This window comes from Austwickia sp., from assembly GCA_016699675.1.
Lineage (GTDB): Bacteria > Actinomycetota > Actinomycetes > Actinomycetales > Dermatophilaceae > Austwickia.
In genome coordinates this window covers 547,945-570,986 of record CP064985.1, presented here as the reverse complement: position 1 = coordinate 570,986, position 23,042 = coordinate 547,945, and the positions used below count along the sequence as shown (strand labels likewise).

Here is a 23,042-nt window from a genome sequence, read left to right as displayed (position 1 = left end):
AAACCACCCGAACCCACGGAGCTGGACATTCGACCCGATCTTGCGCGGCGTGGGGGTGCGCCGCCCGCGACTGTGTGATCCTTGGGCCTTGTGAAGATCGCGTTGCTGTCCGACTGCTACCTGCCCCGCCTCGGGGGGATCGAGGTGCAGGCCCGCGATCTGGCGTACCGGCTGATGGCCGCGGGGCACGACGTCGAGGTGTTCACGGCGACGCTGGGGGAGAGCGACGAACGGGCCGGCGTCGTGGAGATCGTCGACGGCCTGCCCATCCACCGGATGGGCGCGGACCTGCCCGGGCGGCTGCCGATCAACCCGCTGGCCAAGTCCGAGGTGAAGCGTCGGCTCGCGGCCGGCGGCTTCGACGTGGCGCACGTCCAGATGGGGATCACGAGCCCGTTCACGGTCGACTGCACCCGGGTCGCCCTGCAGCTGGGGCTGCCGGTGGCGATGACTTGGCATTGCATGCTCGGCCCGGCCGAGCCGCTGTTCCACCTGAGCCAGATCGCCCGGCTGTGGGCCCGCTCCGGGGTGGCGATGAGCGCGGTCTCCCGGGCGGCCGCCGAGCCCGTGCAGCGGGCCCTGGCCGGCCGCGGGACGGTCAAGGTCGTCCCCAACGGCATCGACATCGACCACTGGTGGCACGAGGCCGCGGCCACCCCGCTCGATCCGCCCGGCCGGGACGGCGAGCTGCAGGTCGTCTCGGCGATGCGGCTGGCCACCCGCAAGCGGCCGCTGCCGTTCCTCGCGCTGATGCGCCGGGTCCGCGAGATGGTGCCGGAGGTGCCGTTCCGGGTCACCATCCTCGGGGAGGGTCGCCTCGAGCCGTTGGTGCGGGCGTACGTCGAGCGCCGCCACATGACCGACTGGGTGGACCTGCCCGGCCGCGTCAGCCGCGCCGAGCTGCTGAGCCTCTACCAGCGCAGCCATGTCTACGTCTCGCCCGCGAAGCTGGAGTCCTTCGGCATCGCCGCCCTGGAGGCCCGGTGCGTCGGGCTGCCGGTGGTCGGGTTGGACTCCAGCGGCTGCGTCGAGTTCATCGACAACGGGGTCAACGGGATGCTCGCCGAGGACGACGAGGGCATGGCGCGGGCGATCGCCCGGCTGCTCTCGGACCACGAGTGGCGCGAGGCCATGTGGCGCCACAACGTCACGACCCCGCCGGTGCAGGACTGGTCGTACGTCGTCGACGTGACCCTGGCCGAGTACCGGCGCGCCGCCGCGCTGCGCGGCCTGACCCTCGCCAGTTCATGACGTCGCCGGCGGTCCCGGCGGACCCGGCGTACGGCGTGCTCCTGCGCGCCCGCAGCGGCTCCGACGTGGTCGTCGACCTCCCGCTGGGCCACGGCCAGGATCCCGAGCTGCTGCTGAACCGGGCGGGCTGGCGGATCGAACGGCCGGTGTCCGCGGTTCGCGAGGGGAACGGGGCGGTCTCGATCGAGTACGCCGTGCGAGCCGCCTCCCCGTGTTCCCCGCCGCAGCGGCTGATCGGGCCGGAGCCGGTGGTACTGCGCCGCCGCGGGGTCGTGGGTCGCGACGACGGGCTGGAGCTCGCCGAGGGGGAAGAGCCGGTACGCCGGCAGCGGGTCTCCGCCGCGGTCCTCGTGGTGGCGGAGGTCCCGGCGGGGGTGCGGGACTCGCTGGGCCGGGCGGGGCCGGGGGGCCGGTGCGTGCTGGCGACGCGCTACTCGGGTGCGGCGTTGCGCTGGGACGGCACCTGGGGACTGCCGGGTGGCGGCCTCAATGAGGCGGAACACCCCGCCGTCGCAGCGCGGCGCGAGGCCCTGGAGGAGACCGGGCAGGACGTGATCGTGGGCGAGCTGGCGTTCGTGCAGAGCGCACATTGGGTGGGTCGCTCTCCTCGTGGGGTTGCGGAGGACTTTCACGCGGTGCGGCTGGTCTACCGCGGCGAGTGCGCCGCGCCGGCCGACGTGGTCGTGCACGACCTGGGCGGGACGACGTCCGAGGCCGCCTGGGTGCGCGTGGACCGGGCCGCCCAGGTGGACTGGGCGCCCGGTCCGGCCGAGCAACTGCGGGCACTCGGCGTGCTTGCTGACTGACCGGCGTGCTCGCGGATCGATCGGCGCGGCGGTCAGGTCCGGCGCCGGCGCCGGCCGATCCCGAAGGCGCCGATCACGACGAACAGCACCCCGAGGCCGGTGAACACCCCCGGCCCCACGTGGGACCAGTCGATGACCAGGCCGGCCGTCACCTGCACGATGGTGAGCGCGCCGGCGACGACGCACACCAGGCCGAGGACGATGGCGGCGAAGTTCGGGCCGGTGACGTACGTCGGGGCGGTGGTCTGCGGTGGCGCTGGCGGCTGCGGGCTCAGCGGCTGGAGGTTCGACGGCTGCGGGTCCAGGTGCTGTGGGGCCAGCGGCTGCGGGTCGAATGGTTCGGGGCCGACAGGCTGCTGCGCGCTCATCGCCGGGTCCTTTCTACGAGGGCCTCGCCCATGCCGACCTGGAGGTCGATGACGACGGTCGGGCCGTCGCCGAGGCTGGCGGTGCCGTTGACCCCGGCGCCGTCGCGCGTGACCGTGGTGCCGTCCACGTCAGCGGTCTTGACCTGGCCGAGGCCGACCTTGTGCCGGACCTCGACGCGCACGTCCGAGGGCACGAGGATCCGCAGCTCGCCGAAGCCCACCTTGGCGCGCACGGTTCGGTTCGCCAGGTCGGTCGCGGCGAGCCCGGTGAGGTCCAGCTGGCCCTCGCCCGCGCCTACCTCGAATCGTCGGTCAAGTTCGCTCGCGGCGACCGGGCGCCAGCTCACCTCGCCCATGCCGGCGTCCGGGCCCACGTAGCTGCTCGCGGAGGGTGCCAGCAGGGCCAGCGACGCGACGATGGCGGCGGTCGGCGCCACCCCGCTGGTCCGATAGCCCCGCGCGCCGATGACGAGGATCGCGACGCCGACCACGACGCCCGCGACGCCCATCGCGAGGCTGGCCGCCGGGCCCTGGCCGAGTCCCTGGGCCAGCGCGATCTGGTGGGCCAGGGAGTAGGACCCGAGGGCGAGGCCCCCGCAGAGCAACCAGGCGCGCCAGCCAAGCCGCCGCCGTCGCGTCCGCGGGGGGACGGGCGGGGTGACCACGCGCGCCGCCTGCGGGGCGGCCGCGTGCGCGCTCGGGTGGGCGTCGGCGCCGTACGTCGTGATGTGCTCGCCGTCCCTCCCACCCCACGGGGTGATGACCGGCATCTCCGCGGGTCGGCCGGGTCCCGCGCCGGCGGGAGCCTCGGTGGGCTGCGCGGTCGTGGCCGGCATCGGGCTCGCTGCGGTAGGCGTGTCAGCGGCGTCGGCCGAGGGGACCGGGCGGGTGACGACCCGGCCGGTGGCGTCCGAGCCGCCGTCCACGGAGCTTGCCGTGCCCCGGTCGGCCGCGGGGCTTGACGTGGCCGACCCGGCCATACGCGAGCCGGTCGCCTGGCTAGCGGCGCCGCCGGTGTGCCGAGACTCGCCCTTGCGCCAGATCAGCACCGCGATGCCGATCAGGACCAGGAGTCCGACGAACCGGCCGCCGCGATCGCCGAATCCCACGGCGAACCCCAGGATGCTCAGCGCAGCGACGACGACCAGGGCGATCGAGGCCCCGGCCCGCTCGCGGGCCGCAGTCAGCAGCGGCGTGTGCCCCCGGTCGTCGGGAAGGAGGACCCACGCGAGCAGGTACGCCGCGATGCCGAGGCTGCCGAGGAAGGCGGTGACGATGAAGCCGACGCGCACGACCACCGGGTCGACGTCGTAGCGGGCCCCGATGCCGCGGGCCACCCCGGCGATCATGCGCCGGTCGTGCCAACGCACGATGCCCGTGGCCGCCGAGCGCTGCGCGATCTGGTCGAGGGCGGTGTTGTCGGTCATGACTCCATCGTGGTGTTCGCGGGCCCGGCGGCCCATGCGGGCCGACCCTGAGCCGACCCTGAGCGGCCCCCCATTGTGGTCCGGGACCCTTCTGCCCGGCCCGCCGGCTGAGTCAGGATAGGAACGTGAGCTCCGCAGCGACGATCCTGACGCCGCCCGAGGTGCGCCGGATGTACCGGCCGCAGTCGGGTCGAGTGCTCGTGGGCGTCTGCGCCGGGCTCGCCACGCACCTGCGGGTGCCGCTGGCCTGGACGCGCGGCGGCTTCGTGATGGCGACGTTGTTCGGCGGCATCGGCGTACCGGTCTATCTCCTGCTCTGGGTTTTCACCCCCGCGGGCTACCTGGTGGACCCCCGCACGGGCGAGGTGCAGGGGGCCGACGGTGGGTCCCTCGGGGAGCGGCTCGGGCGGGTCGACCCCGCCTGGCGGGTGCTGATCGCCGGCGCGGGGATGCTGGCCATCGGCGGCCCGCTGCTGGCCGGGATGTTCGGCACCGACCTGCCGTTGACCAGCGTGCTCGCCATCCTCGCCGTGGTCGGCGGGGCCGTCATCGCCTGGTCCCATCTCGACACCGAGGAGCGCCGGCACTGGCTCGGGGTCCCCTCCAGGGGACGGGATCGCAGCAGCCTCGCGCGGATCATCGCGGGCGCCGCGCTGGCGGTGTCCGGATCCATCGTGCTCGCGACGCGCGGGTCGGGCCCGACGATCCTGTGGGACGTGCTCATCGCCACGGTGGCGGTGCTGTGCGGGCTCGGACTCGTGCTGGCGCCGTGGGGGATCCGGTTCTGGAAGCGGCTCCAGGCCGAGCAGGCCAGCCGAATCCGCGAGACCGAGCGGGCCGACATCGCCGCCCACCTGCACGATTCGGTGCTGCAGACGCTCGCGTTGATCCAACGCACCGACGACCCGGCCCGCATCGCGCAGCTGGCCCGCGCGCAGGAGCGCGAGTTGCGCACCTGGCTGTACGGCGGGGGCAAGGCCGCGACGGACTCCCTGGCGACAGCGGCCACCGACGTCGCCGCGGAGGTCGAGGAGCTGCACGGCGTACCGATTGACCTCGTCGTCACCGGCGACCGGCCCCTGGACGAGGGCGCCGAGGCGCTGGTGCGGGCGTTGCGGGAGGCGCTGCTGAACGCCGTACGGCACGGTGCGCCGCCCGTCACGGCGTACGTCGAGGCCGGCCGCGACCGCGTGGAGGCGTTCGTGCGGGACCGCGGCGCCGGCTTCGACCTCGACGACATCCCCGAGGACCGGCTGGGCGTCCGGGAGTCCATTCTTGGCCGGATGGAGCGACACGGCGGCACTGCCAAGATTCGACGCCTGGAGGGCGGCACCGAGGTCGAGCTCTGCCTGCCCGTCGCAGCGCCGGAGGCCCCCGAGCCGGCCGAGCCCAGCGCGCGCCCCGAGCCGAAGGCCACCCCCGAGGCACCAGCGCCGACCTCGCACCCCGAGCCGAAGGACGCCGACGAGCCGGCCGAGCCATCAGAGCCGGCCGTGGCGCCAGAAGCGCCCGAACGCGTCTCGACGGAACCGGTGCGATCACCATGACCACCGGTCGCCACCGCCAAGCCATCACCGCCGTCACCACGGGCGTCCCCGTGGCCCTAGTTTCCGCAACCATGGTGACGGTTATTGGCTCCCGGGAGCCGCGCGTGGTGACCGGTCCCACGGCCGAGGAGGCCCCCGCATGAGCAACGCCCAGATCCGCCTCGTCCTCGTCGACGACCACCGCATGTTCCGCAGCGGGGTCCGGTCCGAACTCGCCCAGGTCGGCGCCGGGCTGACCGTGGTCGGCGAGGGGGCGGACGTCGAGGAGTCCGCCGAGGTCATCGCGCGGGAACGCCCGGACGTCGTACTCCTCGATGTTCACCTCCCCGGCGGCAACGGCCACGGCGGCGCGGACGTCATCGCGGCCTGCCGCGAGGTCACCACGGCCTCGGGCGGCCCGGTCCGCTTCCTCGCGCTGTCGGTGTCGGACGCGGCCGAGGATGTGATCTCGGTGATCCGGGCCGGGGCCCGCGGGTACGTCACCAAGACCATCTCGCCCTCCGATCTGATCACGGCCGTACGTCGGGTGGCCGACGGCGACGCCGTGTTCAGCCCGCGGCTGGCCGGCTTCGTGCTGGATGCCTTCGGCGCCGCCGCCGGCGAGGTCGCGGAGGTCGACGAGGAGCTGGACCGGCTCTCGGCCCGCGAGCGGGAGGTGATGCGGCTCATCGCGCGCGGCTACCAGTACAAGGAGGTCGCCAAGGAACTGTTCATCTCGGTGAAGACCGTCGAGACGCACGTGTCCAGCGTGCTGCGCAAGCTGCAGCTGTCCAGCCGCCACGAGCTGACGGCCTGGGCGATGCACCGGCACCTGCTCTGACCGAGACGCTCACGGTCGCGGGTAGCGCTGACGGTGGCGGCCACAACCGCAACCGTGAGCGCTACCCACCACCGTCAGCGCCAACGCGATCCGCTCCGCGCCAACGCGATCCGTTCCGCGCCAACGCGGGCAGGCCGCAGCGTGGTTCGCCACCTGGGTCGCGGGCCCTCACCCGCGCCCCGTTAGAGTGGACGGATGGTCCAGGCCTTTCAGATCCTCGGAATCGTCCACATCGGCGTCGCCGCGCTCATCGTCGCGGGGTACGTGCTGACGCTGTCCAGCAGCCGGATGCATCCTCTGATGACCTGGTCGGCGCGGGCGCAGCTGCTTCTCGGCCTGATCCTCGTGGGCCTCGCCGAGGGGGGCCACGTCATGACCCTCAATCACCTCTGGGTGGGGCTGAAGCTGCTCGTCGCCCTCGGGGTGGTGGCCTGCTGCGAGATCGCCTCCTCGCGGGACCGCAAGGGGACGCCGGCGCCGATGTTCGCGCACGTCGCGCTCACCCTGACGCTCATCAACATCCTGCTCGCCTACTCGCCGCTGCACTGACCCCATCCGGCCGGCCCTGGGCCAGCGTGCGCAGGGCCGCCCCGGTGACCCGATGGGTGGTCCAGTCGGCCAGCGGCTCCGCACCGAGACCGCGGTAGAAACCGAGCGCCGGCTCGTTCCAGTCCAGCACCGTCCACTCCAGTCGCGGCCAGCCACGCCGTACGCACTCCGCCGCCAGCTCCGCCAACAAGGCCCGCCCGAGCCCGGCGCCCCGGTGCGCGGGGTCGACGTACAGGTCCTCCAGCCACATCCCCTGCCGCCCGGTCCAGGTGGAGAACGTTGGGAACCACAGCGCCATCCCGGCCGGCGCCCCCGCGACCTCGGCGACATGGGCAGAGGCGACCGGTCCGCCAACGGTCGGGAAGAGTGCCGCCGTGAAGTCGTCCTCCGTGGCGGCCACGCTGTCGGGCTCCCGCTCGTAGGTGGCCAGATCGCGGACGAACCGCAGCAGGTCCGGTACGTCGTCCGGGCGGGCGGGTCGGATGGCGGCGCGCACCCGGTCGACGTTAGCCCAGCTCGATCCAGTAGCGCCGCTTGCCCTCGACGACGTTCTCCAGCACGCCGCCGTTGCGCTCGATCGTGCCCCGAGACGCGATGTTGTCGTCGTCGCAGGTCACCAGGGCGCGCTCGATGCCGAGGCCGGCGGTCAGGCCGAGGGACTGTCGCAGCGCCTCGCTGGCGATGCCGCGGCGGCGGGCCGACGGGCGCACCGAGTAGCCGATGTGACCGCCCTCGCGCAGCAGCCAGTCGTTGAGCTCGTGCCGCAGCGAGAGCGAGCCGAGGAACCGGCCGCCGGCCACGATCCACAGCTTGCTGTCCGGGACGAACCCGAGCGGCTCCGCCACGGCCCGGTCGCGCCGGGCGTGCATGGCCGCCACGAAGGCGGCGAACCGGTCCGGGTCGGCGAGCTGGGTCGGGCGGAAGATCTCGCCGCGGACCTGCTCGTCGGGCATGTCGTCGGGGGCAAGCCCGGAGCCGTGCTGGTATTCGCCGCGCTCCGCGAACTCAGCCGCCGCCTCCAGCCAGGTCAGGTGATACCGGACGTGCGGGGCGATCAGGGCAATCTTCGCGGGTGCCGCGGGGGTCATCGGCGAGCTCCATGGGCGCGTGCGGGCTGAACCGGGGTGGGGGCGGGGCAGGGGACGGCCCGTGGGCTCCCGCGTACGGCGTACGGATCGGTTCCCGTACGTCGCAGCGGGGTGCGCGCTGGACGAGGCGCGCTCCCACGGGCCGCGGTGGTCGCGGTGGATTGCCCACGGCCACCCGTCCGCTGCGCTCGCAGGACGAGTGGCGCCTAAGCGGCGACCACCTCACGCGTCCGATAGTCAATCACTATGCGGATCACCTCCTTTCCCGTGTAGAGGGACGGTACGTCGACGCGGCCGCATGGGGCAACGGATTTTTCCGCGCCGATCGATCGCTCCTCGACCGGCGACCGGCGACCCGTTCCACTGGATTCCACTGGACAGCTGTCAGGACCGGCTATCTGCCGCGATCACGACCCGCCGGCTGTCCGCACGGCTGCCCACACCCCGCTCGGGACCTCGTCGGCACCTCAGCCCCGCTCCGGGCACGGGTCGTGCGGCCAGGTGGCCCCCGCCGCTGTCAGTGCTCCCGCCTAGGATGGGCCGCGCGATGAGCCTCTTCGATCTCGACAACGACGTACCTGTTCCCGGTCTCACATCCGCCCAGGCCAGCGGGGCCGTGGACGCCTCCGGAGTGCCCCTGTGGGCGCGGGCGGAGCCGCCGCCGGACGACGAGGGCGCGGGAGCGGACCCGTACGACGGGAGGGCGCCGGGCTGGGGCGAGGACCAACCGTCGCGGCCCCGCTACGAGAGCGCCGACCCGGACGCCCTGCTGGAGGGGCTCAACCCGCAGCAGCGCCAGGCCGTGGTGCACGAGGGCAGTCCGCTGCTCATCGTGGCGGGCGCCGGGTCGGGCAAGACCCGGGTGCTGACGCACCGCATCGCCTACTTGCTGGCCGCGCGCAACGTCCAGCCCGGGCAGGTCCTCGCGATCACGTTCACCAACAAGGCCGCCGCGGAGATGCGCGAGCGCGTCGAGGCGCTCGTCGGGCCGCGCGCCAAGGCCATGTGGGTGAGCACCTTCCACAGCGCCTGCGTGCGGATCCTGCGCCGCGAGGCCAGCCACGTGGGCCTGAAGTCGAGCTTCTCGATCTACGACGCCGCCGACAGCCAGCGCCTCATGGGGCTGGTCATGCGCGACCTCGACCTGGATCCCAAGCGTTACCCCCCGCGCAGCTTCTCCGCGCAGGTCTCCAACCTCAAGAACGAGCTGATCGACGAGGAGACCTTCGCGTCCCGGGTGGAGGAGGGCAATCACGCCGACCGGATGCTGGCGGAGGCCTACACCGGCTACCAGCGGCGTCTCCGCCAGGCCAACGCCCTCGACTTCGACGACCTCATCATGACGACGGTCAACATCCTGCAGGCGTTTCCCGACGTCGCGGAGCACTATCGGCGCCGCTTCCGGCACGTGCTCGTCGACGAATACCAGGACACCAACCACGCCCAATACGTGCTGGTCAAGGAGCTGGTCGGCACGGGCATCGCCAAGCCGGACCAGCCCGCGGTGCCGCCGGCCGAGCTGTGCGTCGTCGGCGACGCCGACCAGTCCATCTACGCGTTCCGCGGGGCGACGATCCGCAACATCGTCGAGTTCGAGGAGGACTACCCGCACGCCACGACGATCCTGCTCGAGCAGAACTACCGCTCGACCCAGACCATCCTGCAGGCCGCCAACGCGGTCATCGCCAAGAACTCGGCCCGCCGCCCCAAGAACCTGTGGACCGACTCCGGGGACGGCGCCAAGATCGTCGGGTACGTCGCGGACAGCGAGCACGACGAGGCCGCCTTCGTGGCCCGGCAGATCGACGTCCTGGGCGACCGCCACGGCGTACGACCCGGCGACGTCGCCGTCTTCTACCGCACCAACGCGATGTCCCGCGCCCTGGAGGAGGTGTTGGTCCGGGTCGGGCTGCCCTACAAGGTCGTCGGGGGCACCCGGTTCTACGAGCGTCGGGAGGTCAAGGACGCGCTGGCCTATTTGCGGGTGATCGCCAACCCCGCCGACACCGTCAACCTGCGCCGGATCCTCAACGTGCCCAAGCGCGGCATCGGCGACCGCGCCGAGGCGGCCATCGCCCAGCTGGCCGAGCGGGAGCGGATCACGTTCGTGCAGGCCCTGGCCATGCCGGAGGACGCCCCGGGCATCGCCTCGCGCTCGGTGGCGGCCATCAAGCGGTTCACCGATCTCCTGGAGGCCCTGCGGACCGTCCACGAGGGCGGCGGGGGGATCGCCGAACTCCTGGAGGCGATCGTCGTCCAGACGGGCTACCTCGACGAGCTGCGCGCCTCCCAAGATCCTCAGGACGAGACTCGCGTCGACAACCTCGCCGAGCTCGTCGCCGTCGCCAAGCAGTTCGACGACGCCCGCGCCGACGCGCTCAGCGCGGGCGGGGTCGGCGCCGACGCGGAAACCGGCGCTGCGGCCGCCGACGCCGCGACCGCCGACCCAGCGGCCGCCGACCCGGTCGCGGACCCCGCGGCCACCGATCCCGCAGCTGCCCTGAACGACTTCCTCGAGCAGGTCTCGCTGGTCGCGGACGCGGACGAGATCCCCGACGACGCGGCCGAGGGGGCGGACGGCGAGGGGGACACGCGCGGGGTGGTCACCCTGATGACGCTGCACACCGCGAAGGGCCTGGAGTTTCCGGTGGTCTTCCTCGTCGGGATGGAGGACGGAACGTTCCCACACCAACGCTCCCTCGGTGACCCGAAGGAGCTGGAGGAGGAGCGTCGGCTCGCGTACGTCGGGATCACCCGCGCCCGCGAACGCCTCCACATCTCCCGGGCCGCGGTGCGCTCCGCGTGGGGTCAGCCGCAATACAACCCGGCGTCGCGGTTCCTCGGGGAGATCCCGACCGGGCTCATCGAGTGGCAACGGGAACAGCCCACGTCGTACGGCGGGGGCGGCGTCACCACGAGCCGCCGCGAACCGGCGGTCGCCACCCTCGCGGGCCGCCCCGGCGTCCGCTCACCCGGAAACCGGCCGGTGCCTGCGCTCAAGGAGGGGGACCGCGTCAGCCACGACTCGTTCGGGCTCGGCAAGGTGGTGCGCGTCGAGGGGGAGGGCGACCGGGCGATGGCGCACGTCGACTTCGGCGGGCCGCAGGTCAAGCGGCTGCTGCTGCGGTACGCCCCGCTGGAGAAGCTGTAGCAGCGGTCAGCTCACGGCCAGGCCGTGCGCCTTGATCCAGGGCAGCGGGTCCACGTCGGCGCCGCCGCCGGGGTGGATCTCCAGGTGCAGATGCGGACCGGTGCTCTCGCCGCTGTTGCCCAGCTGGCCGACGGTCTGGCCGGGGGCGACCGCGTCGCCGACCTTGACCGCGATGGCGTTCATGTGCCCGTAGTAGGAGACGGTGCCATCCCAGTACTTGATCTGCACGATGTTGCCGTAGCCGCTCTGCTGCCCGGCGAACGTGACGACGCCGCTGCTCAGGGCCTTCAGGGGAAGGCCCACGGGCCCGGCGAGGTCGATGCCGCGGTGCATGGTGCCCCAGCGGGGACCGTACGTCGAGCTGAGCGAGGTCCCGGTGACCGGAACGACCCACACCTTCAGGGGGTCGATCGTGGGTGTCGGCGGCGCCGGCTCGGGCCGCGGGTTCGCGGCCCGATACCCCGACAGGCTCATCGTGTCGGCGACGGGGACGGCGCGTGCCGGAGTGGGACTCTGCGCGGCGGGGGTGGTGGTTGACCCCGGAGTCGACCCCGGGGTCGGCGTGGCGGACAGCCCGTCCGCACCCCCGGCTCGGGGGAGCACGACGCTCTCGGCGGGCGCGGATGTGCTCGACATCGTGGCCGGGACAAGGGCATTCGCCCGCGTGGTCTCCCCGAGGCTGGTGGCCGCGTGGATGAGGCCCAGCGTCAGGCTCAGGCTCACCGCGGAGACGGACAGGGGCCGTACGGCCGCTCGGACGGCTCGGGCGCGGCGCGGCGGGTGGGGCTGGGGCGCGGTGAAGGGCACCGCGCGATGGCGGCCCGTGTAGGGATGGGGCACGAAGGGGTTCCTCGACGGTCGGGGTCGCGGGGTGGGCGACTGGACAAGTCTTTATCAAGTTGCGACCCGAACGTTATCTCAACGCGCCCCTCCGGTCGATGACGTGAGCGGCATCGCCGTGCTAAGCAGAAGCAATCCCGCGTCCGTGCCAAGACGTCCCGGCCCGCATCGATGCAGGTCAAGGGCGTGGCGGCGGGCCTTGCGAGTTTTATGTCGGATTTTTCCGAGGTTCCGGGGCCTCAGCGGCGCGGTGGATCGCCCGCACGGCGGCCCTCCGCGGTGAAAAAGCCCTGCTGACGAGGCGATTCGCCCCGCTGGTGGGACGCGGCGCAACGCTTCGGCGCGCCATGCGCCGCGGCGCTGTGATATCGGTCGCAGTCACGGCGTTATCGGCCGCCCACCCGGCGCTCGGGATGCGTGCGCAGCGCTGCTGGGCCCCCGCGGGGACCGCGATTCGCGCAGAACCCCCCTGGCCCATCGGGGCCGATAGGCTGACGCCATGAGTGAATCTCCGTTGCGCATCGTGGTGGCCAAGCCCGGTTTGGACGGGCACGACCGCGGCGCCAAGGTCATCGCCCGGGCCCTGCGAGACGCGGGGATGGAGGTCGTTTACACCGGCCTGCACCAGACGCCCGAGCAGATCGTGGAAGCCGCCATTCAGGAAGACGCCGACGGCGTCGGCCTGTCCGTACTCTCCGGCGCCCACATGACGCTGTTCGCCCGGACGATCGAGCTACTCAAGGAGCGCGACGCCAGCGACATCGTCGTCTTCGGCGGGGGCATCATCCCCGAGGACGACATCCCCCAGCTCGAGGCGTTGGGGGTGGCCAAGGTCTTCACGCCCGGCGCGACGACCACCGAGATCGTCGACTGGGTCAAGGAGAAGGTCACCTCGGCCTGACGCGAGGCACGCAGCGGGGGCGACACCGGTCGGGTGTCGCCCCCGCTGCGTGTCGGGTGCGGTCGCGCGGATGGCCTCAGGCGTTGCGGCGGGAGACGACGATCAGCGTGCCGCCGCCGCCGAAGAGCAGGCCGCCGTACAGGATCATGGCCGCCAGCTGGGCGCCCGTCTCGGGTAGGCCCCCCGAGGTGCGGGTTTCGCTGGACTGTCGCGACGCGGCCGGAAGGGCGGCGGCGGCCGGTCCCGTGGACCCCGGTCGTACGGCGTCCGGGGTCGACGCCTCGGCGCCGTTGGCCGGCGACGTCCCCTCAGCCACGGCGTGCCGCGCGATCACGTCGGCGATCCCCGCGTTCAGGCGGCCCTCGCCATGACCCACGCCGGCTGTCGGCGCGGCCGCCGACGGCACGGCGGTTGACGGCGCGGTCGACGGGGAGGAAACGGGGGCCTCGGCGGTTTCCGGAGTCGGCTGGACCGGCGATGGGATCGGGACCACGAAACCGCCGGTGGCGTCGCCGGTTGAGGGCGCCGGGGGCGTTGTGGGCTGCGTCGGCGTGGCCGTCGGGGGCACGACGGTGGGCACCGGAGTCGGCGCCGGAGCAGGTGCCGGGGCGGGCGCGGGAGCGTACGGCGGCGCCGGGATGGGCAGGGGCGTCGGCGTGGGCACCATGATCGGCGACGGCGCGACCCAGGGGGCTTCGACCGGGGTCGGGGCGGGGGCGGGCGGGGCCGTGGTGGTCGGCGCCGGGGTCGATTCCGGCCGGGGGAGTGTCTCCACGGGTGGCGCGGGCGCGGGCTCCTGACCGTCGCTCGGGCCCGCGGTCGTGGATCCGTCCGTCTGGTCCGCGGGTGCCGGGTTCTCGGCCGGGGCGCCGTCGCTCGGCTCCGCCGGCGTCGGCTCGGCGGGCGTCGGCTCGGCGGGCGTCGGCTCGGCTGTGGTCGGGACGGCAGTGGTCGGGTCGGTAGGCGCTGGCTCCGGGCCATCGGCCGGGCCTGCGGGGTCCGGGCTCGACGGCTCCCCCGGAGTGGCGGGGGCCTGATCCTGATCCGCGACCGGTGCGGCGCCTTCGCCGGCGAGTACCGGGGGCAGGGGCTGGTCGGGAGCCGGGGTGGCTTCGCGCTCGGGCGGGAGCGGGACCTCCTGCTCGGGCTGCGGCGCCGACGTCGGGGCCGGTGCGTCGGGGGCGGTGGCCACCGGAGCCGGGACGGCGCCCGCATCAGGGGCGGTCGCGATGGGCTGTGGGTCGGTCCCCGGGGCCGGCGTCGGGGCGGTGGCGACGGGCGCCGTGATCGCCTCCGGAGCGGGCTGACCGCTCAGCTCCGCAGCGCTCGCCACACCCACTCCGGTCATGGGCAACACCAGCCCGGCGACGACGGTCGCCAGGCGGATGTGGCTACGGCGCAGGACGGTCATGAGGGACGACTCCTGGATGGGGGGCTCCACTTGCCGGCCTCATCGGCCCTGGGGGCGCCATCCTAAGGAGTTCTGTCCCAAGCCATCTGGGCGCGCATCGCGCTCGGCGGGGCCGCTGGATCGAAAAGGTTCGCGCGCGGACACCAGGCTGCGAGGCCCGCTCTGGATGCTCCGGGTGACGTGCTCGCGGCGTCGCGTCACATGGAACTGAGCCGCTCAACGCGGGTGAGAAAGCTCACGCGCACCCCCGGTCGGGGTCGCTCAAAGAACGGCTGCTCAGGAGCCTATTCCGACCGTCTGGTTGGGTAGGATCGGCCGCGGATCTGACCATCGATGACGAGGGAAGCTGCCGTGGATCTTTTTGAGTACCAAGCTCGGGACATCTTCGAGAAGCACGGCGTACCCGTGCTCGCAGGCAAGATCGCCGAGACGGCCGCCGAGGCGAAGGCCGCGGCCGAGGAGATCGGCGCGAAGAGCGGCGGGGTGACCGTCGTCAAGGCCCAGGTGAAGACCGGCGGGCGCGGCAAGGCCGGCGGCGTCAAGGTCGCCAAGTCCGCGGAGGAGGCCGAGCAGCACGCGCAGCAGATCCTCGGCATGGACATCAAGGGTCACAAGGTCCGCGTCGTGATGATCGCCCAAGGCGCTCAGATCGAAGAGGAATACTACTTCTCCATCCTGCTGGACCGCGCCAACCGCAACTACCTTGCGATGTGCAGCAAGGAGGGCGGCATGGAGATTGAGCAGCTCGCCGTCGAGCGGCCCGAGGCCCTGGCGCGCATCGCGGTCGACCCCAACGTCGGCATCGACGAGGCCAAGGCCAAGGAGATCGTCGAGGCGGCCAAGTTCGACCCCGAGACGGCCGCCAAGGTCGCCCCCGTGCTGATGAAGCTGTGGGACGTCTACCACGGTGAGGATGCCACGCTGGTCGAGGTCAACCCCCTGGTCAAGGTCGCCAGCGGCGAGATCATCGCCCTCGACGGCAAGGTCACCTTGGACGGCAACGCCGACTTCCGCCACCCCGACCACGCCGACCTCGTCGACGAGGCGGCGGAGGACCCGCTGGAGGCCAAGGCCAAGGCGATGGACCTCAACTACGTCAAGCTCGACGGCAACGTCGGGATCATCGGCAACGGCGCGGGCCTGGTCATGAGCACCCTCGACGTGGTCGCCTACGCCGGGCAGGACCACACCGGTGGCGTGAGCAAGCCGGCCAACTTCCTCGACATCGGCGGTGGCGCCTCGGCCGAGGTCATGGCCAACGGACTGGACGTCATCCTCAACGACCCACAGGTCAAGGCCGTCTTCGTCAACGTCTTCGGCGGCATCACGGCGTGTGACGCGGTCGCCAACGGCATCGTCGGCGCCCTGAAGACCCTGGGCGACGAGGCGAACAAGCCCCTCGTCGTCCGCCTGGACGGCAACAACGTCGAGGAGGGCCGCCGCATCCTGGCCGAGTTCAACCACCCGCTGGTGACCATCGACGAAACCATGGACGGTGCGGCCAAGGACGTCGCCATCCAGGCCGCGAAGTAAGGAACGAGACAGATCATGGCAATCTTCCTCAACAGCGACAGCAAGATCATCGTCCAGGGCATGACCGGCAGCGAGGGCATGAAGCACACCCAGCGCATGCTGGCGTGCGGGTCCAAGATCGTCGGCGGCGTCAACCCCAAGAAGGCCGGCACCGAGGTCGACTTCGACGGCGGCGTCAAGGTCCCCGTCTTCGGCACGGTCAAGGAGGCCATGGACGCCACCGGCGCCAACGTCTCCGTGGTGTTCGTCCCGCCGAAGTTCGCCAAGGACGCCGTCATCGAGGCCGTCGACGCCGAAATCCCGCTCCTGGTCGTCATCACCGAGGGCATTGCGGTGCGCGACACCGCCGAGTTCTTCAACTACTGCAAGGCCAAGGGTAAGACGCGCATCATCGGCCCGAACTGCCCCGGCATCATCAGCCCCGGACAGTCGAACGCCGGCATCACCCCCGCCGACGTCTCCGGCCCGGGCAAGCTCGGCCTGGTCTCCAAGTCGGGCACGCTGACCTACCAGATGATGTACGAGCTGCGCGACATCGGCTTCACCACCGGCCTCGGCATCGGCGGCGACCCGATCATCGGCACGACCCACATCGACGCCCTCGAGGCGTTCGAGAAGGACCCCGACACCGTCGGCATCGTCATGATCGGCGAGATCGGCGGCGACGCCGAGGAGCGCGCGGCCGCTTACATCAAGGACCACGTCACGAAGCCGGTCGTCGGCTACGTGGCCGGGTTCATGGCGCCCGAGGGCAAGACCATGGGTCACGCCGGCGCCATCGTCTCCGGCGGCTCCGGCACCGCGGACGCCAAGAAGGTGGCCCTTGAGGCCGCCGGGGTCAAGGTCGGCAAGACGCCGACGGAGACCGCGAACCTCATGCGGGAGATCATCAAGAACATGTGAGTCGCGGCGGTCGCGCAGCGACCGCACTCGACGTACGGCGGCGCCGGTCACCCTTCGAAGGTGACCGGCGCCTTCGCGTCCGGCCCGTCGCGGCCTGGTTCCGGCCCGCGAATTCGCACGTACGTCGCGAAAGAACCGGACCCGGGCTCTCCATTCGCTGGTCCGCAGCTATGTACCTGACCACTTATTCGGGCAACCTGGCGCGATACCCGACCGCTTGGCGCGGTGGGACCTTCGACCCCAGGGTCCGGGGGTGACCGGGACAAACCCGTGGACATAAGTTGGCCGCCACTGAACGACACCACTTGCAATGGCGCAGGAAGGTAGGTGATCCGAGTGGCCGATCTGTTTGGCGCTTCTGGTCCGACGATCGTGGAGCCCAAAGAACCGCGCAAGGACAGGACCCACTGGCTCTACATCATGGTGATCGCGGCGGTCATCCTGGGCATCCTCATGGGCCTGTTCATGCCGGACACCGTCAAGTCGCACAACCTGGCGATTCTCGGGACCTACTGTCAAGGGACAGTCGGAACTGCCCAGTGGCGGACATGAAAGCTGCCCGCTGACGGTCACGAGATCTGCCCGGTGGTGGCCACGGGATCTACCCAAGGGGGTTGTGGCCACCACCGACCAGGGTGGTCAGTTCAACGGGCTCACCCCTTGACCGGCGAGTGCTTGGGTGAGCCGGACGCTGTCGCCGCTGGTCTGGCAGACGTGGGCGTGGTGGAGCAGTCGGTCCACCGTGGCGGTGGCCAGCGTCTTGGGCATCAGCTCGTCGAACCCAGAGGGGTGGAGGTTCGAGCTGATCGCGACTGACCGCTTCTCATAGGCGGCGTCGACGAGTCTGTAGAGCCCCTCGGCGGCGTCCGCGGCGACCGGCAGCAGGCCGATGTCATCGACGATGACCAGGTCGGCGCGCAGGACCCGGGCGATGGCCTTGGTGACAGTGTCGTCCGCACGGTGCCTTCGGAGTAGGACGCCGAGGTCTTCCAGGGTGAACCAGGCGACCTTCAACCCGGCCTCGACGGCTTGCTGGCCAAGGGCCTCCAGCAGGAACGTCTTCCCGGTGCCCGACGGGCCGCAGACCACGAGGTTCTCGCGGCGGTGGACCCATTCCAGGGTGCGGAGCGCCTGCTGGGTCGGGACTGGGATCGAGGATGCCTCGGGCTGCCACGCGTCGAAGGTCTTCCCGGTGGGGAAGCCCGCCGACGCTCGCCGGGTGACAAGTGCGGAACGCTCCCGGCCGGCGACCTCCTCGGCGAACAGCGCCTTCAACACCTCGGCGGGCTCCCAGCGTTGGGCTTTCGCGGTTGCGACGACCTCGGGTGCGTGACGACGGATGTGCGGCAGCCGCAACCGGCGCAACAGCTCCTCCAGTTCGGCTGGCAGCGGCGGTGCTGACGCCGTGCTTCTCGTCGTCATCGGGCCACCTCGTTCCCGTCGCGGCCGTCGTGCTGGCCGACCTGTTCACCGAGCCGTGCCCATGCGCTGGTGCCCTGGGTCAGCGAGGAGTCCTCGCTGGCCCGGTGCTCACCGGCTTTCGGTGCTCGGGCGTGGTGGTCCAGGATCGAGGACAGGTCTGCTTCGGCGAACCGGCCGTGCACGGCGGCGTGGCCCAGTGCCCAGTCGACCTCGACGGGGTCGAACAGCTTGGCCAAGCTGAGGGCTTCGGCCATCTTGACGCGCATCCGTGGTGTGCCTGCGGCGGCGGCCTCGATCAGCCACAACCTCGCGCCCTCGCCCAGGTCGAGGAAGTCGGACTCGGCCGGGTTCTTCGCACGGGGCTGGCGGTCCAGTGGCCCGGACGGCTGGGCTGGGAAGTGCTCGTCATCGATCTTCGGGGTGCCGGGTGTGGCCCGGCGGTGGCGGGCGACTTCGAGGGGACCGTCCTGGCCGACGTGGACGATGACGACCCACTCGTCCTCGCCGACACCATGGGCACGGACCCACACCGTCGCACCCAGCAGGGCATGCGGGACCGAGTACTGGCCGGACTCGAACATCACCATCGGTGTGTTGCCCGGCACCACCCGCGTGGTGCCGAACGCGACCGTGTGCGGGGTCATCGGGACCGGGTGCAGCCGGACCCGTTCCTCGGCGAGCATCTCGATCGGTGGCCGACGAGTGACCCGGTGCGCTCGGGTGTTGACCTTCTCGCAGAACTCCACGCACGCCGCCTCGAGCTCGGCGAACGAGGCGTACCCCTCGCGCAGGTTGGTGTCCTTGGGGACCAGGTCGGCCTTGCTGATCTTCACCGACGACTCGGTGCCGCCCTTGGACGCCGGATCGGCCGGGACGCAGGTGTGCACGACCATCGAGTAGTGCTCGGCGAACGCCACCAGCTGCGGATTCCGCACCGGAATTCCGGCGATGTGCTCGACCGTGACGGTCTTCTCGTTGTCGGTCAACACATAGGTCGGCACCCCACCCAGCCGCCGGAACGTCACGTCCAGGGCAGCGAACACCGAGGGCATCGTCTTGTCGCGGATCGGCAACACGACCCGGAACCGCGACCAAGCCAGCCAGGCGACGAACAGCACGGTCTTGACGCCGTCGACGACGGGGCCATCGCCGTAGTCGTACTGCAACCACATCCCCGGCTCAGTCACCCAGGGACGGTGCACCCGCACGTGTCCGGCCCGGTAGGACTTCTTGACCTTCGCGACCGCACGGCGGGTGGTGCGCTCCGACCCTCCGTAGCCCAGGGCGAGCAGCTTCTCGTGCGCCACATCGGCACGGACCTTCCCGACCGACCGCTCGACCCACTCCTCGACCTTGGGCAGATACTCATCGATCAACATCGGCCGCACCGCCGCCGCCGGCAACTCCCCGCCGCCAGCACGGCGATCCACGTACCGCTTCCACCGTGTGGTGGGAACAGCCAGCCAGCTCGCCGGCATCGCGCAACGAACCTGTTAGGTCGTAGGCATCCAACATTTCCATGATCTCCTCGGCAGACTTCAACTCATCCCTTCCTCGGGAGCGATAGGGCGCATCAGCACCGCTCATCGCACCCGAGGAAGGGGCCTCAACCGCGCAGGTCGGCGAGGCAGACGACGTCGTGTCGGGCAGATCCCATGACCGTCAGTGGGCAGTTCTCACGTCCGCCAGCGGGCAGCTTCGTGGCCGTCTCCGGGCAGTTTCTCGTGGCCGCCGACAACCTACTTCGTCAACCTCATCAAGATGATGATCAGCCCGGTCATCTTCTGCACCATCGTGCTCGGCATCGGCTCGGTCGCGGCGGCATCGAGCGTCGGCAAGGCCGGCGGCATCGCCCTGGGCTACTTCCTCACAATGTCGACGTTCGCTCTCGCCATCGGCCTTGTGGTCGGCAACCTGATCCACCCGGGCGGTGGCCTCAAGGTGACCAAGGGCGCGGCGGATCAATACGCCAAGCAGGCCGAAGCCAGCGGTGACTTCATCCTCAACATCATTCCCACCACGATGTTCTCCGCGGTGACCTCGGGCGCGGTCCTGCAGACGCTGTTCGTCGCGCTGCTCGTGGGGTTCGCGTTGCAGCGGATGGGCAAGCAGGGTGAGCCCATCCTGCGCGGCATCGGCCACCTGCAGAAGCTCGTCTTCCGGGTGCTGATCATGGTGCTGTGGGTCGCCCCCATCGGCGCCTTCGGCGCCATCGCCGGCGTCGTCGCGAACACCGGGGTCGAGGCCCTGAAGCAGTTGGCGCTCCTCATGGGCGGCTTCTACCTGACCTGTGTGCTCTTCATCGTGGGCGTGCTGGGGACGCTGCTGTTCCTCGTCGCCCGGGTCAGCATCATCAAGCTGCTCGCTTACCTCGGCCGGGAATACCTGCTGATCGTCGCGACGTCGTCGTCGGAATCGGCGCTGCCGAACCTCATGGCCAAGATGGAGCACGTCGGCGTGCACAAGTCGACGGTCGGCATCGTGGTCCCGACCGGCTACTCCTTCAACCTGGACGGCACCGCCATCTACCTGACCATGGCGTCCCTGTTCGTCGCCAACGCCATGGGCAAGCCGTTCTCCCTCCCGGAGCAGATCGGGCTGCTGCTGTTCATGATCGTCGCCTCCAAGGGCGCCGCCGGCGTCTCCGGCGCCGGCCTGGCCACCCTCGCGGGCGGCATCCAGGCGCACCGTCCCGACCTGCTCGACGGCGTCGGCATCGTCGTCGGCGTCGACCGGTTCATGTCCGAGGCCCGCGCGCTGACGAACTTCACGGGCAACGCCGTCGCCACGATCCTCGTGGGCAAGTGGACGAACAGCGTGGACCTGAACCGGGTCCGCTTCGTCCTGGACGGGAACGACAAGTTCGACTACACCTCGATGGTCGGCCACGGCGAAGAGCCGGAAGACCTCGCCGACATCGGGCATGGGACCCTCAACCCGGCAGACCGGCTGCAGCCCACGCCGTACCCGGTCGTTCCGACCGGTGGCGCGCACCTACCGGACGACCGGAAGAGCTGAATCCGCAGGCTGAGGCCCGGCGTGACGCCGGGCCTCAGCTTTGCGTTCGTACCAGAGCACCCGGGCCTGGGGGTGCGCAGCGGCCATGTCGCCCAGGGAGCCCAGGGCGTAGCCCTGCTGCCGCGCGGCCGCGATGAGCCGGCGGGTCAGTTCGCCCCGGTGGAACGTCGGTTCCGGGGTGGGCGGCCCCTCGGTCGTCGGCAGCCCTGAGGTCGCGTCGTGCAGCAACAGGACGCCACCCGGGTGCAGGGCCGACGCGGCGCGGCCCACCAGGACGTCCACGGTCGCGTTCTCCCAGTCCCGCGCCCACGCCGTCCAGACCGGCACGTCGAGCCCTAGGGCATGCACGGCGAGCAGCTGGGGGAGCCGGATCGCGCCGTACGCCGGCCGGTACCAGCGCGGCCGCTGCCCGGTCAGGGCCTGCAGCCGGCGGCGGGCCGCCAGCAGCCCGATGACGAAACTGCCCACCGAGTCGGTGGAGACGCGGCGGTGGTCGGCGCCGTGCAGCCCGACCTCGTGGCCTTGGGCGACCATCCGGCGAATCAGGTCGGGGTGCGCCTCCGCGCGTTCCAGCAGCACGAAGAAGGTGGCGCGCGTCCCGGTCTGCGCCAACGCGTCCAGGACCCCCGGGGTGTGCCGCGGATCCGGCCCATCGTCGTAGGTGAGCGCGACGAGAGGTTCGTCGGTCACGGCCGAGCAGTATGCCGTCGCGGGATGGAACAACCCATCGGCCGGGACGAAGGGTGGCAGCAGGGGAACGACAGGGCGCGGCCCGGCCTCGTAGGCGCAGGCATAGCGGCGGCGAACGAGCACACTACTCACGTGAATTGCTCCGTGGTGTAAGGCGGTTCGGTGACGCCGAGGCCGACGTTGCCGACTTCGACGGCGTGCGCTCGCTCCACGTACCAGCCGAGCCGCCACGCCAGGCCCCGGACATTGTGCGACTCGAACACGCCGCGGAACGCGGCGGCGAGCTTGGCAGAACGGGAGTCGGAATGCTGGCCAGCGCGGGCGCACGTGCCGGGAGTCAGCGGCCCGTAACGCCGTTCGAGTCCAGACTGCCCTCTCGCGTAGCTGCGGCCCTGGGCAAAGTTCCCCCGCAGCGTGGACCGGAGCCGGGTATGCAGCAGCAGGTCCCGGTCGAACACCAACGGGGTGCCGGCCAGCTGGACCCGCCAGCACAGGTCGGTGTCCTCCAGGCACCGGAGCCCCTCGTCGAAGCCGCCGACGCGGCGGAAGACCTCGCGGTGGATGGCCATGTTGCCCGCCCCGGCGTGCGGCAGCCCGAGCCGGTTCCCGCTGGCCGGCTGCAGGCCCTCCTGCTGCTCCATGGCCCGGGACAGCCAGAGGGAGGGGGGATTGAGCAGCTGCACGTCGACGCGGCCGGCGACGAACGCGTGGCGTGACATCGCGGCACACACCCGCGCCAGCCAGTCGGGTGCCACGACGTCGTCGGCGTCACAGAAGGCGATCCACGCTCCGTGGGCCGCGTCGACGCCGACGTTGCGGGCGTGCGCGGGGCCCCGGCGGGTCGAGGCGTCGACGACGCGAAGAGGCAGTCGCCCGGCGAAGGACCGAGCAAGCGCCGCCGACCCATCGGTGGAGCCGTTGTCGGCGACGATCAGTTCCCACGGGACGGGGCAGGGCTGGTTGGCCAACGCCTCGAGCTGATCCCCCAGGGTTTCCGACGAGTTGTAGCAGGCGATGACCACGCTGAGGCGCGGTGTAGTTTCGACGTTCACGAGTTCCCCCTGTAGTGCCGCATCATGACAGGCCCTACACCACGAAAGCCTAGCATAGGGGCGGTCGTCCGGGTCGAGCGCCCTCCTGCCGAAGGGCCCGCGCGACCTGCGAAGATTGTCCAGTTCGGGCAGCCTCCGTTGCCGTCGCCTGGTCCGCCGGACGTTCGGGTAGGGTTTTCCCCGGCGGCCCACCTGGACTTCTCCGGGAGTCGCGTCCCGGGGGAACACCTGTCGTATCGGCCCCCTAGTCGGTCCCACTGGGGCC

General features: G+C 71.5%; 20 protein-coding genes and 1 pseudogene. 11 read left to right on the top strand and 10 right to left on the bottom strand.

All coding sequences use genetic code 11. The features are described from left to right. Nucleotides 1–81 precede the first annotated feature (81 nt). Nucleotides 82–1,251 (top strand): glycosyltransferase, encoded by a 1,170-nt coding sequence (locus IPK37_02590; GenBank protein QQS01377.1) that lies wholly within the window; start codon nucleotides 82–84, stop codon nucleotides 1,249–1,251. After that, nucleotides 1,248–2,057 carry an NUDIX domain-containing protein gene (locus IPK37_02585; protein QQS01376.1) on the top strand — a complete coding sequence of 270 codons (810 nt, stop codon included), beginning with the start codon at nucleotides 1,248–1,250 and terminating at the stop codon, nucleotides 2,055–2,057. Before IPK37_02590 ends, IPK37_02585 begins: the two co-directional genes overlap by 4 nt. Before the next feature lie 32 nt (nucleotides 2,058–2,089). Here the strand turns inward: IPK37_02585 and IPK37_02580 are convergent, their stop codons facing one another. Together IPK37_02580 and IPK37_02575 are read right to left on the bottom strand one after the other, a co-directional pair. After that, on the bottom strand, nucleotides 2,090–2,425 hold the full coding sequence (locus IPK37_02580) for a hypothetical protein (GenBank protein ID QQS01375.1): 336 nt from the start codon (nucleotides 2,423–2,425) through the stop codon (nucleotides 2,090–2,092). Next, nucleotides 2,422–3,852, bottom strand: a complete 1,431-nt coding sequence (locus tag IPK37_02575; GenBank protein ID QQS01374.1) for a PspC domain-containing protein — start codon at nucleotides 3,850–3,852, stop codon at nucleotides 2,422–2,424. Before IPK37_02575 ends, IPK37_02580 begins: the two co-directional genes overlap by 4 nt. Before the next feature lie 170 nt (nucleotides 3,853–4,022). Here IPK37_02575 and IPK37_02570 point away from each other — a divergent pair, with 170 nt between their 5' ends. The 3 genes from IPK37_02570 to IPK37_02560 all read left to right on the top strand — a co-directional run bounded on the left by IPK37_02570 (nucleotide 4,023) and on the right by IPK37_02560 (nucleotide 6,768). After that, nucleotides 4,023–5,399, top strand: a complete 1,377-nt coding sequence (locus IPK37_02570; GenBank protein ID QQS02617.1) for a PspC domain-containing protein — start codon at nucleotides 4,023–4,025, stop codon at nucleotides 5,397–5,399. A gap of 139 nt (nucleotides 5,400–5,538) precedes the next feature. Continuing rightward, nucleotides 5,539–6,219: a response regulator transcription factor gene (locus IPK37_02565; protein ID QQS01373.1), complete on the top strand. Its 681-nt coding sequence runs from the start codon at nucleotides 5,539–5,541 to the stop codon at nucleotides 6,217–6,219. 195 nt (nucleotides 6,220–6,414) lie between these two features. Next, nucleotides 6,415–6,768 (top strand): hypothetical protein, encoded by a 354-nt coding sequence (locus IPK37_02560; GenBank protein ID QQS01372.1) that lies wholly within the window; start codon nucleotides 6,415–6,417, stop codon nucleotides 6,766–6,768. On the opposite strand, the gene IPK37_02555 is transcribed toward IPK37_02560, so the two are convergent. Together IPK37_02555 and IPK37_02550 are read right to left on the bottom strand one after the other, a co-directional pair. Continuing rightward, nucleotides 6,734–7,264 carry a GNAT family N-acetyltransferase gene (locus IPK37_02555; protein ID QQS01371.1) on the bottom strand — a complete coding sequence of 177 codons (531 nt, stop codon included), beginning with the start codon at nucleotides 7,262–7,264 and terminating at the stop codon, nucleotides 6,734–6,736. The genes IPK37_02560 and IPK37_02555 overlap by 35 nt on opposite strands. A 10-nt stretch (nucleotides 7,265–7,274) precedes the next feature. After that, nucleotides 7,275–7,856: a GNAT family N-acetyltransferase gene (locus IPK37_02550; protein ID QQS01370.1), complete on the bottom strand. Its 582-nt coding sequence runs from the start codon at nucleotides 7,854–7,856 to the stop codon at nucleotides 7,275–7,277. Nucleotides 7,857–8,403: 547 nt separating this feature from the next. Here IPK37_02550 and IPK37_02545 point away from each other — a divergent pair. Then, nucleotides 8,404–11,007, top strand: coding sequence for a UvrD-helicase domain-containing protein (locus IPK37_02545; protein QQS01369.1), 2,604 nt, complete (start codon nucleotides 8,404–8,406; stop codon nucleotides 11,005–11,007). Nucleotides 11,008–11,013: 6 nt separating this feature from the next. Here IPK37_02545 and IPK37_02540 read toward each other — a convergent pair whose 3' ends face one another. After that, the gene (locus IPK37_02540; GenBank protein QQS01368.1) at nucleotides 11,014–11,847 is read right to left on the bottom strand and encodes a peptidoglycan DD-metalloendopeptidase family protein; all 834 of its coding nucleotides are present in this window, start codon (nucleotides 11,845–11,847) and stop codon (nucleotides 11,014–11,016) included. 499 nt (nucleotides 11,848–12,346) lie between these two features. On the opposite strand from IPK37_02540, the gene IPK37_02535 reads away from it, so the two are divergent. Next, nucleotides 12,347–12,748, top strand: a complete 402-nt coding sequence (locus tag IPK37_02535; GenBank protein ID QQS01367.1) for a cobalamin B12-binding domain-containing protein — start codon at nucleotides 12,347–12,349, stop codon at nucleotides 12,746–12,748. A 76-nt stretch (nucleotides 12,749–12,824) separates the two neighbouring features. Here the strand turns inward: IPK37_02535 and IPK37_02530 are convergent, their stop codons facing one another. After that, a complete protein-coding gene (locus IPK37_02530) occupies nucleotides 12,825–14,189 on the bottom strand; it encodes a hypothetical protein (protein QQS01366.1) in 1,365 nt (454 codons plus the stop codon). A gap of 321 nt (nucleotides 14,190–14,510) precedes the next feature. Between IPK37_02530 and sucC the strand changes: the two genes are divergently transcribed. The 3 genes from sucC to IPK37_02515 all read left to right on the top strand — a co-directional run bounded on the left by sucC (nucleotide 14,511) and on the right by IPK37_02515 (nucleotide 17,147). Beyond that, the gene (gene sucC / locus IPK37_02525; protein ID QQS01365.1) at nucleotides 14,511–15,692 is read left to right on the top strand and encodes an ADP-forming succinate--CoA ligase subunit beta; all 1,182 of its coding nucleotides are present in this window, start codon (nucleotides 14,511–14,513) and stop codon (nucleotides 15,690–15,692) included. Between the two features lie 15 nt (nucleotides 15,693–15,707). After that, the gene (gene sucD / locus IPK37_02520; GenBank protein ID QQS01364.1) at nucleotides 15,708–16,595 is read left to right on the top strand and encodes a succinate--CoA ligase subunit alpha; all 888 of its coding nucleotides are present in this window, start codon (nucleotides 15,708–15,710) and stop codon (nucleotides 16,593–16,595) included. A 336-nt stretch (nucleotides 16,596–16,931) separates the two neighbouring features. Then, the gene (locus tag IPK37_02515) at nucleotides 16,932–17,147 is read left to right on the top strand and encodes a hypothetical protein (protein ID QQS01363.1); all 216 of its coding nucleotides are present in this window, start codon (nucleotides 16,932–16,934) and stop codon (nucleotides 17,145–17,147) included. Nucleotides 17,148–17,234: 87 nt separating this feature from the next. Here IPK37_02515 and IPK37_02510 read toward each other — a convergent pair whose 3' ends face one another. Beyond that, complete coding sequence (locus IPK37_02510; protein QQS01362.1) at nucleotides 17,235–18,017, bottom strand: ATP-binding protein; 783 nt, start codon at nucleotides 18,015–18,017, stop codon at nucleotides 17,235–17,237. Continuing rightward, nucleotides 18,014–19,559, bottom strand: a pseudogene (locus IPK37_02505) (IS21 family transposase). The gene IPK37_02510 and the pseudogene IPK37_02505 overlap by 4 nt, the downstream one beginning before the upstream one ends. Before the next feature lie 219 nt (nucleotides 19,560–19,778). On the opposite strand from IPK37_02505, the gene IPK37_02500 reads away from it, so the two are divergent. Continuing rightward, nucleotides 19,779–21,035: a cation:dicarboxylase symporter family transporter gene (locus IPK37_02500; protein QQS01361.1), complete on the top strand. Its 1,257-nt coding sequence runs from the start codon at nucleotides 19,779–19,781 to the stop codon at nucleotides 21,033–21,035. Here IPK37_02500 and IPK37_02495 read toward each other — a convergent pair. Together IPK37_02495 and IPK37_02490 are read right to left on the bottom strand one after the other, a co-directional pair. After that, complete coding sequence (locus IPK37_02495) at nucleotides 21,012–21,725, bottom strand: polysaccharide deacetylase family protein (protein QQS01360.1); 714 nt, start codon at nucleotides 21,723–21,725, stop codon at nucleotides 21,012–21,014. The two genes, IPK37_02500 and IPK37_02495, sit on opposite strands and share 24 nt — an antisense overlap. Nucleotides 21,726–21,853: 128 nt before the next feature. Then, nucleotides 21,854–22,777, bottom strand: a complete 924-nt coding sequence (locus IPK37_02490; GenBank protein ID QQS01359.1) for a glycosyltransferase family 2 protein — start codon at nucleotides 22,775–22,777, stop codon at nucleotides 21,854–21,856. Nucleotides 22,778–23,042: the final 265 nt, after the last annotated feature.

Coding starts and splice junctions, on each gene's coding strand:
- IPK37_02545 (QQS01369.1), top strand. CDS start 8,404: ATGAGCCTCTTCGATCTCGACAACGACGTACCTGTTCCCGGTCTCACA.
- IPK37_02575 (QQS01374.1), bottom strand. CDS start 3,852: ATGACCGACAACACCGCCCTCGACCAGATCGCGCAGCGCTCGGCGGCC.
- IPK37_02570 (QQS02617.1), top strand. CDS start 4,023: ATGTACCGGCCGCAGTCGGGTCGAGTGCTCGTGGGCGTCTGCGCCGGG.
- IPK37_02535 (QQS01367.1), top strand. CDS start 12,347: ATGAGTGAATCTCCGTTGCGCATCGTGGTGGCCAAGCCCGGTTTGGAC.
- IPK37_02550 (QQS01370.1), bottom strand. CDS start 7,856: ATGACCCCCGCGGCACCCGCGAAGATTGCCCTGATCGCCCCGCACGTC.
- IPK37_02560 (QQS01372.1), top strand. CDS start 6,415: ATGGTCCAGGCCTTTCAGATCCTCGGAATCGTCCACATCGGCGTCGCC.
- IPK37_02565 (QQS01373.1), top strand. CDS start 5,539: ATGAGCAACGCCCAGATCCGCCTCGTCCTCGTCGACGACCACCGCATG.
- IPK37_02500 (QQS01361.1), top strand. CDS start 19,779: ATGATGATCAGCCCGGTCATCTTCTGCACCATCGTGCTCGGCATCGGC.
- IPK37_02510 (QQS01362.1), bottom strand. CDS start 18,017: ATGACGACGAGAAGCACGGCGTCAGCACCGCCGCTGCCAGCCGAACTG.
- sucD (QQS01364.1), top strand. CDS start 15,708: ATGGCAATCTTCCTCAACAGCGACAGCAAGATCATCGTCCAGGGCATG.
- IPK37_02585 (QQS01376.1), top strand. CDS start 1,248: ATGACGTCGCCGGCGGTCCCGGCGGACCCGGCGTACGGCGTGCTCCTG.
- IPK37_02580 (QQS01375.1), bottom strand. CDS start 2,425: ATGAGCGCGCAGCAGCCTGTCGGCCCCGAACCATTCGACCCGCAGCCG.